This window comes from Deinococcus alpinitundrae, assembly GCF_009982895.1.
In the GTDB taxonomy this organism is placed as follows: Bacteria; Deinococcota; Deinococci; order Deinococcales; family Deinococcaceae; genus Deinococcus; species Deinococcus alpinitundrae.
This window is the reverse complement of the sequence record NZ_WXZL01000089.1, coordinates 1-747: the sequence shown is the minus strand read 5'-3', so window position 1 is coordinate 747 and position 747 is coordinate 1. Positions and strand designations below refer to the sequence as shown.

The following is a 747-nucleotide window of genomic DNA, read 5'->3' as shown; positions in this document are numbered from 1 at the left end:
GTCGTACTGCTGTACCTCTGTTGCGGAGAACTGCGCCTGCCTTGGTCCTTCTTAATCTGGCGGGGCAAGGGCGAGCCCTCGCCTACCCAACTGGCCTTGAAGCTCCTGCGCGGACTTCCAGCGGAAGTCCGCCACAGCAGCAAGACCATTCACCTGCTGGCTGATGGAGGATTCAGCAGCAAAGAATTCATCCAAGGCATCATCGCGCTCAAGTTCGCGGGATTCATCGGGATGCGGGCAGATCGAAAAACTTCGACTGGGCAACACTTGCGGGACATCACGACCTCAGGCAGGAAGATCGAGTTGCACGATCTTCCTGGCGTGACGCTTTGGGTGACTTGGGTGTGGCTGCCTGCCAAAAAAGGCGACGCTCAGGAACGGCGCTTCATCGTCTCGACCGTACCACGCACGGCCCAGGTCATCCAGCGCACCGGGAAACGTCGCTGGAAAATCGAGGCCCTCTTCAAAACCCTCAAGAGTCGCTTTGGCTTTGGGAGGTTCGGCCAACAGACCAAACGAGGCGTGCTGCGCTTCCTCTGCTTGAGTCTCCTTAGCTTCTTGCTCTGCCACTTTGAGTTCTTGGATCGCCCGGATCCGGGCGATCCAGCCTGGCCTGACTGGGGCAAATTGGCACGATACGTTCGACAGAAGTTCCTGACCGAGGTGCGCCTCGCGGAGTTATTTCTAGAAATGAATCAGCTGAATGCCGTTCACGACGCACTTTTTTGCATGAAACTATAAACCGCA

General features: G+C 56.9%; 1 protein-coding gene. It reads left to right on the top strand.

Going from position 1 to position 747, the window contains the following annotated elements:
* The coding region (locus GUI70_RS22505; protein WP_237725126.1) for a transposase at nt 1-741 on the top strand (741 nt) is incomplete at its 5' end.
* Nucleotides 742-747 lie beyond the last annotated feature (6 nt).